Here is a 7,095-nt window from a genome sequence, read left to right as displayed (position 1 = left end):
ACCAACATCGCTCGCGCTACCCGACGCGCCAACCGCCTACCGCACGATCTGATCACCGCCGCGACCAGCAGTTACCCGACAACGCAATGACCCTGCGTTCGGGGTAGCTGTCCCGAACCTCCGGGTCGAGGCTGCGCCAGCAGTCCACAATGTCGACGACGATGTAGGCCAGCCCATCGTTCTCCACCAGGCGACCAAGAAGCTGCGCGACGGTAATGGCCACCTCCGCCCGTTGGTGGGCGATCTCCAGGTTGACAGCCAACTCGGCCAGGTCAGCGCGTGCAACCTCCAGTTGGCTTTCGATAGAAATACCTTCGAGGTTCGTCAGCGCTTCCCGCACAACCGTTGTCACATCAGCCTCCTGCATGCCGGTGGGCGGCGCCGAGGCGGGCGGGCTTGGTTTGCGGGGGCGGCGACTTATGCCGTTGTCCGCTGGCCGCCGTACCCGCCCCGGGCCATGCGGCCAGCCAACCGTGAGGCGGGATGCCGTCCCATTGCGCCGAGTGCGCAGAACTGTTGCATCGACGTTGCATCGGTGACGGTGAGCTGCGTGAATAAGTTGGTCATCACGATCGGCGCGGCGACGGGTAGGCAGAGCTATGCCGAACAGGCGGCACCGGTTGGCGCAGCGCCGTAAGGCCGTTGGGTTGAGTCAGGAGCGGCTCGCCGAGATCATGCAGGTGGATCGGTCGACCGTGGTCCGCTGGGAGCGGGCGGACACCGAGCCGCAGCCTTGGCACCGGCCGCGGTTGGCTGCGGCGCTGAAGGTCACGGTGGAGGAGCTGGCCGAGCTGATCGCTGACGTCGGCGAACCGCCGGCGCGGCCTGATGATCGCCTTGAGTACGTGCTCAAGCATCCCGGTCGAGTTGACCTCGTGGCGGTGGCCTACCTGCGGGATCGGGTCCAACGGTTCGATGAGCAGTACGAGTCCATGCCGTCGTCGCTGCTGTTGGCTTCAGTTGGCCAACTGCACGGGCAGATCGCCTTCCTTCGACCGTTCGCCGCGAGCGGCGCTGTGCCGCGGGCGCTGATCGCCGCGACTGTCGAGTCGGCCACGCTCATGGGGCAGTTGGTCTGGGATGCCTCGCAGCGCCGCGATCATGCCGCCGCTGGCGCCTACTTCGACCAGGCGATCGACGCCGCGCACCAGGTCCGGGACACGGTTGGAGCGGCGAACGCCGAACTGCGCAAGAGCTACCTTGCGCTGTACGGCACCGCCAATCCCGCCGCTGGGCTCACGCTGGCGTACAGGGCGGCGATGGCGAGCCGAAACGACAGTCAGGTGATCGCCGGCCTTGCCCAACTGCATGTTGGCGAGGCACACGCCATGTTGGGTGACCGACGCGGGTGCGAGAAGGCGCTCGGCGCCGCGGAGCGACACTTCGCTAGCATCGATCCAGACGAGTCGGCGGCGATGCTGTTCTGCCCCAGTCAGTACGGACGCCTGGCAGGCTCCTGTTGGCTCTCCCTCGGCAGACCGCAACAGGCCGAGGCGGTGTTGGACTCCACACGGCGGTTCCTCACCCAACAGCGCAAGTCAACGGCCATCGTGTTGGGCAACCTGGCGCTCGCCAGCATCCGGCAACGGGATGTCGATGCCGCCGTCCGACGGCTGCACGAGGCGATCGATGTGGTCGAACGAACCCGCAGCGGCGGAGGCTTGAAGGTGGTGTTCGCTGCTGCACGCGAGCTGCGGCCGTGGCGCGAGGAACCGGTCGTCGACGAAGTGACGGATAGGCTGTTGACGCTGATGACGACCGCGTAGGGAGCCAGCATGCCGGACAGCTCTGTTGATGACCTCAAGACCGCGGCTCGGCACCGTGTGTGGGATGCGCTGCAGTCCGAGAATGCCGCCCCGCCTGACGTCCACGGCCACATCCCGAGCTTCTTCGGCGCCGAGCAGGCAGCAGATCGCCTCGCTGAGCTGGATGTGTGGCGATCCGCCTCAGTGCTGAAGTCCAACCCCGACACGGCGCAGCTGCCTGTACGGATCGCCGCTCTCAACGGCGGCAAGCTGCTGTACATGGCGGTGCCGAAGCTCGCCACGCTCGAACCCTTCTACCGGCTCGACCCGGCCGACCTCGACGCGCCGATCGAGACCGTCGCTACAAGCAGCGGGGCCGCCAGACTCGCCGAGAAGATCGGCGTGGATCGCATGCAGCCGGTCGACCTCATCGTCTGCGGCAGCGTTGCCGTCAACCGCGCCGGCGTGCGCGTCGGCAAAGGGGCTGGCTACTCCGACATCGAGGTGGCGTTGCTCGCGGAGGCGGGGCTCATCGGGCCGGCGACCACGATCGTCACCACTGTGCACGACCTCCAGGTCGTGGACGACGACCTGCCCGAAACGGAGCACGACTTCAGCATCGACGTGATCGTGACGCCCAGCGAGGTCATCACGTGCGGACCCCCACGCCGCCCTGCGGGCATCATTGTTGATCACCTTGGTACGAGCCAGCTCGACAACATTCCCGTTCTCGGGACCTTCACGGACGGTAGACGCTGACCCTCCAGGACGCTGTTGGGTAGAGGCTGAGGGCCCAGTTGGGTAGGCGTAGCAACGGTTTCAGAGAAACTCGTCTATTGGATATTGCATGTGCGGCAGCTGCAGGCTAACAATTGCGCCAAGCCAGGCGACGACGCTCCGACCACGCAAGACGTCAACGTCGACCAGTCGAGAGCGCCGCGCTAACCGCCGAACACATGGGGGACCATGCAGCCTATTCACCGCCACGAACGACCGAACACATTGCATCTGCCAGACGGACAGTTGGATGTCCCGTCACCGATCCCGCTGGGTAGCAGCCTGACTGTCCTGCTTGAACGGACCAGCGAACAGGACCCCCTCCGCGACCCAACAGTCCAGGTCAGCGACTGGAACCAGACACAGACCTCTGGTCCGACAGACCCTACTTCTGGGGGTCTCCCGACGGGGTACAGCGCCACACGGCGGCGCCTCTGACCGAACCCCTGCTTCGGGTCCAGTCCGCACTCACTTCTCGTGACATCGTGCTGCTCGGCTGGCTCGCAGATCACGGTCTGCTGACCAGCGCACAGATCGCAGCGGCGCTCTATTCGTCCGTCAACTTCGCTCAACGGCGTCTACGGAAGCTGCTCGCGCTCCGCGTCGTCGACCGATTCAGGCCGCAGCGAGCGGACGGCGGCTCGTATCCGTACCACTACGTCCTTGCCCAACTGGGTACCGAGGTCATCGCCGCCCAGCGAGGCGAAGAGCTTCCGCGCAAGGACCAAGCCCGGCGACGGCGCTGGCACTTGACCAACCGAGCCAACCTGCCGCATCTGCTCGGCACCAACCAATTCTTCATCGATCTAGCGGCCCACGCCCGTACGCACAACGACGCCAGCCTCGACCGATGGTGGCCGACCGCGCGGTGCCAGGGCAGCGGCGCGTTCGCGGAGCCAGAGGATCCCGTCCAGGTGCGGGCCTACACGGCGCGCGTCCGCCCCGATGGGCACGGCATCTGGACCGAAGGCGGCCGGACGGTGCCGTTCTTCCTGGAGTACGACACCGGCACCGAACCTCTGTGGAAGCTGGTCGACAAGGTCGACGGCTACCTCGATCTCGCACGAGTGACAGGCCGGCTCTGGCCGGTGCTCTTCTCACTCCACAGCCCGGCGCGTGCGGTCAATCTGCAGCGCCGGCTGGCTGAGCACCCAACTGCGGTACCCGTCGCCACGACAGCCAGGACGAGCGACCTCCGGTCGCCGGCCGAGGCCATCTGGTGGCTGTACCGGCACGAAGGTGCCTTGCTCACCCTGGCCGAGCTGAGCGACGCCGTCCACGACTCCACGGAGTCGGCGGCGTAGCTCAGGCAGCCAGGTACCGAACTCTCGTCGAACCGAACCCAAGGAAGGAGGGATGCCCATGACCGAACGCAGTCGAACCCGACCGCTTGTCAATGTGGAGGGACATGCCTCGACGCCGCGAGGTGGCATCCAACGCCACCCCCGCGCGCAGCTCGACATCACCGCAGACGTCGGCATCCACCGACGATGGACGGCTTGCCCGTCGCTGGACCGAAAGCGACCTTGACCGGTACGTACAGGAGCTGGTCAAGCTAGCTCCGCCGCTCACGGGTGCTCAGCGCGCAAGGATTGCCTCGCTCCTCCGCACGCGCGAGAAACGTACCGAAGCAGCCTGATCGCCAGGGTCGGTGGCACTGATGAAGTGGTGCCACCGGCCTGATCGGCTGGCCTATTGCGGCATGAGAGCGAGGGCCGAGCCGTCATCTGCGATGCTGACGACCGAAGCAGACCGCCGTTCCCTGTGCAGGTACTTCAATTCTCGGCGGAAGATCCGTTGCTGGGCATTCATGACGTCGATCGAGGTTCCATAGGCGAGCGCTTCGTCGACTTCGCCCTCAACGCCAAGCACGACCTTGAGCTGCCCACCTGGCAACGAAATTGCGTTGCTTACCCCGACGATGCTGACGCCGTCGACATCGACTCTCTCGCGGCGCGGCCTGTCAATATCAGTGCGGTTGATCCGGGCTCTCATGACGGTCGGAGCCCACCGTCGGAGTGCCCGGTCATTGCCAGCCAACTCGGCCAACGCAGCCCAGGAACCACGAAGTGCGGTGGCGATCATATGACGAGGGTCGACAGGGCCGCCGTCGCTAAGGTCAACCTGGGGCAGGTCTTCGAGGAAGACCTGACTCAAATCGACTTCCAAGTCGCCGTCAGTAGCGTCTGGTGTTGACGACCGCACTTGCGTCGCCACTTCTCCTCGTTCCATCCGTGCCGACGCATCCGGCTGATGCTGCAGAACGTGGAACGTGATCGACTCATTCGCTGCGACCGTACTGACAGCCAAGCCGCGAGGGGCCCGTCCCCCAACCATGATGCTGTCAAGCTGGGCACCCGCACGTCCCAGCTGGACATACGCGTTAGGACGAGACTTCGTACCTTTGCACTCCAGCAGCGCAACGCTGAACGCCCCCGGCCTGCTGACCGACTCCGCAACGACGAGGTAGTCAGGGCGATGGACTCCTGTCTTGTGCACCAAGAGCCGCACCTCAGCAGCAGCGATCGCACCACTTGCCAGCGCAACATCGACATCAACGGTGCGCACCGTCGATCCGTCGTGCCGCCAGTCAACGATCCATTCCTCGGCGAGAAGAACCGCGAAGCCGATACCGAGCTCCTCAGATGTGACACGCCGCTGGTTGCTCACGATCCGGCGCCCCGCAGCCGACAGCACCAAACGACCGCCACCACCGTCGGCGAACAGACCGAGGTAGCGCAGCAGGCCCCAATGTGCGTGAACGTCGTACAGCTCCGCCTGGTACCGCGGTCTGGTTGCCGAGGCGAGGCGCAGCAGTACATCCGCTGGTCGGATCGACCGATCACCGTGGAGTGCCGGGACGGTCGACAGGTGCGGTCCGCCGTGGGACGCGTGCTTTGCGACGTTGGCGACGAGGGCATTGTCGCTGTATCCGCGGACCCGAAGTGGCGTGCTTACGATGTCCAGCGCCTGTTGCAGGTTCACGGCAGCATTGTTCCGCACGTCGGACACGCGCCGCGCATTGGCGTCGATGCGTGACGTGGCATTCAGTTGTCCCCGGAGCCCCCACGCCAGACGATCTCGACGGTGCGCGGGTCGAATCCCGGTCCACGTCGGAGCACCGGAAGGATTCGAACGGCTTTCAGCAACGTCGACAGCACGGCGCGCTTCTGGTTCAGCGTCGCCTCGGACCAGATCGTCTCCGCGTTGGCTCCGGCCATCTCCATCACGAGCTTGGCATGCGGCGTGACGTGCGCCGATCGGGCTGTGGTTTCCACCTCGGTGAGCTGTGCCCGCAGCCGGGCCGTGATGCGGTGCAACTGCTCCGCCGTGATGCGCTCGTCGACATAGTCGTCGGCGGCCTTCGCGAGCTTGGCGCGCAGCGCGTCGGCGCGAGCCAGCGCCTCGACCATCGCCTTGTCGTCCTGCGCCAGGAGATCGGCGGCGTCGGGTTGGGACAGTCGGGCGATCACGACGCGGCCGACGAAGTCGTCGACGCGGTCTCGGTCACGGCCGACGCAGCCCTTGGTGTCGCAGAAGTACAGCTGCTTCATTGCTCCGTACCGCATGTTGCCTTTGCGGGCGACTCTCAGGTGGCTTCCGCAGACGCCGCACTCGCCGATCCCCCATGACAGCAGGTGCAGGCGCGATCCCGGCCTGGCAACGCCTTTCACGCCGCGGCCGGGCGCACTCAGAAGTGCGATCACGCGGTCGTGGTCGTCCTGCGAGACGATCGGTGGCCACGCCGCCGGTAGCAGCGCCTCGTCCGGTCTGCCGCGGTGGTGGAGGCGGAGCCCGACGTTGGCATGACGGAGGGCGAGCTTCTTGACGCTGGTCTTGTTCCACAGGGTGCCGGTGTCGTTCTGGCCCTTCGCCCGGTGGCTGCGACGCTGGCCTGCACCTGGTGCGGGGATGCCTTGCTCGTTGAGGTACTCGGTGATGCCGCGGAGTGTCCCGCCGTCCAGCAGCCGCGCGACGATCGAGCGGACCACCTCGGCCTCCTCCTCGTCGACTTCGTCGTTGAAGCCAGTCCGCCGGCCTTGTTCGTCGAACGTGTAGACGCGCCTCCAGCCGTACAGGACGGCGCCGTTGGCGCGGCCCTGTTGGGCCCGTTCGAGCGCCGCCCGGGCGACCCGCTCCCCCTTGATCTCGCTCTCGGCCGTGTCGAACTCGCCGAGGATGCCCGCCATCATGCGGCCGGCGGCCGTCTGCAGGTCCAACTCGGGACCCTTCACGGACAGCACCGAGACGCCTGCCGCCTTGAGCTGATCGATGCCGTCGGCCCGTTCGCGGTGGTTCCGCCAGAGGCGCGAGGTGTGGAAGACGATGATGCGGTCGATCTGGCGGGACGTCGCGGCGGCCATCAGCGTCTCGTAGCCGGGCCGGTGGGCGCCGTTCAGCGCGGACACGTCGTTGTCGTGGAGCTCCATGACGACCTGGCCGCCGCGGGCCGCCGACAGCGCCCGGCCGTCCTCCAGTTGCCTGTTCACGCCTCGCTCGGTGCCGAGGTCGTCCTCGGAGATCCGGGCGTACACGGCGTCTCGCATCGACATGCGTTGCATGTTACCCGCTA

General features: G+C 66.3%; 6 protein-coding genes. 3 read left to right on the top strand and 3 right to left on the bottom strand.

Annotated features, from left to right (window positions below; translation table 11 throughout):
* Window positions 1–52: 52 nt before the first annotated feature.
* Window positions 53–352: a hypothetical protein gene (locus ACFY3L_RS10185; protein WP_389321041.1), complete on the bottom strand. Its 300-nt coding sequence runs from the start codon at window positions 350–352 to the stop codon at window positions 53–55.
* 247 nt (window positions 353–599) lie between these two features.
* Here ACFY3L_RS10185 and ACFY3L_RS10180 point away from each other — a divergent pair, with 247 nt between their 5' ends.
* The 3 genes from ACFY3L_RS10180 to ACFY3L_RS10170 all read left to right on the top strand — a co-directional run bounded on the left by ACFY3L_RS10180 (window position 600) and on the right by ACFY3L_RS10170 (window position 3,826).
* Window positions 600–1,766 (top strand): helix-turn-helix transcriptional regulator, encoded by a 1,167-nt coding sequence (locus ACFY3L_RS10180; RefSeq protein WP_389321039.1) that lies wholly within the window; start codon window positions 600–602, stop codon window positions 1,764–1,766.
* Window positions 1,767–1,775: 9 nt separating this feature from the next.
* Window positions 1,776–2,504, top strand: coding sequence for a 5-formyltetrahydrofolate cyclo-ligase (locus ACFY3L_RS10175; protein ID WP_389321036.1), 729 nt, complete (start codon window positions 1,776–1,778; stop codon window positions 2,502–2,504).
* 452 nt (window positions 2,505–2,956) lie between these two features.
* Window positions 2,957–3,826 carry a replication-relaxation family protein gene (locus ACFY3L_RS10170; protein ID WP_389321183.1) on the top strand — a complete coding sequence of 290 codons (870 nt, stop codon included), beginning with the start codon at window positions 2,957–2,959 and terminating at the stop codon, window positions 3,824–3,826.
* Between the two features lie 388 nt (window positions 3,827–4,214).
* Here the strand turns inward: ACFY3L_RS10170 and ACFY3L_RS10165 are convergent, their stop codons facing one another.
* Together ACFY3L_RS10165 and ACFY3L_RS10160 are read right to left on the bottom strand one after the other, a co-directional pair.
* A complete protein-coding gene (locus ACFY3L_RS10165) occupies window positions 4,215–5,507 on the bottom strand; it encodes a hypothetical protein (RefSeq protein ID WP_389321033.1) in 1,293 nt (430 codons plus the stop codon).
* A 62-nt stretch (window positions 5,508–5,569) separates the two neighbouring features.
* Complete coding sequence (locus ACFY3L_RS10160; protein ID WP_389321180.1) at window positions 5,570–7,069, bottom strand: recombinase family protein; 1,500 nt, start codon at window positions 7,067–7,069, stop codon at window positions 5,570–5,572.
* Between the last annotated feature and the right edge of the window lie 26 nt (window positions 7,070–7,095).

Source organism: Dactylosporangium sp. NPDC000521, assembly GCF_042898305.1.
GTDB lineage: Bacteria > Actinomycetota > Actinomycetes > Mycobacteriales > Micromonosporaceae > Dactylosporangium.
This window is presented reverse-complemented; position numbering and strand designations above follow the sequence as displayed.

Bases quoted from the DNA above. Each gene is read 5' to 3' on its own strand.
- ACFY3L_RS10180 (WP_389321039.1), top strand. From the start codon at position 600: ATGCCGAACAGGCGGCACCGGTTGGCGCAGCGCCGTAAGGCCGTTGGG.
- ACFY3L_RS10175 (WP_389321036.1), top strand. From the start codon at position 1,776: ATGCCGGACAGCTCTGTTGATGACCTCAAGACCGCGGCTCGGCACCGT.
- ACFY3L_RS10160 (WP_389321180.1), bottom strand. From the start codon at position 7,069: ATGCGAGACGCCGTGTACGCCCGGATCTCCGAGGACGACCTCGGCACC.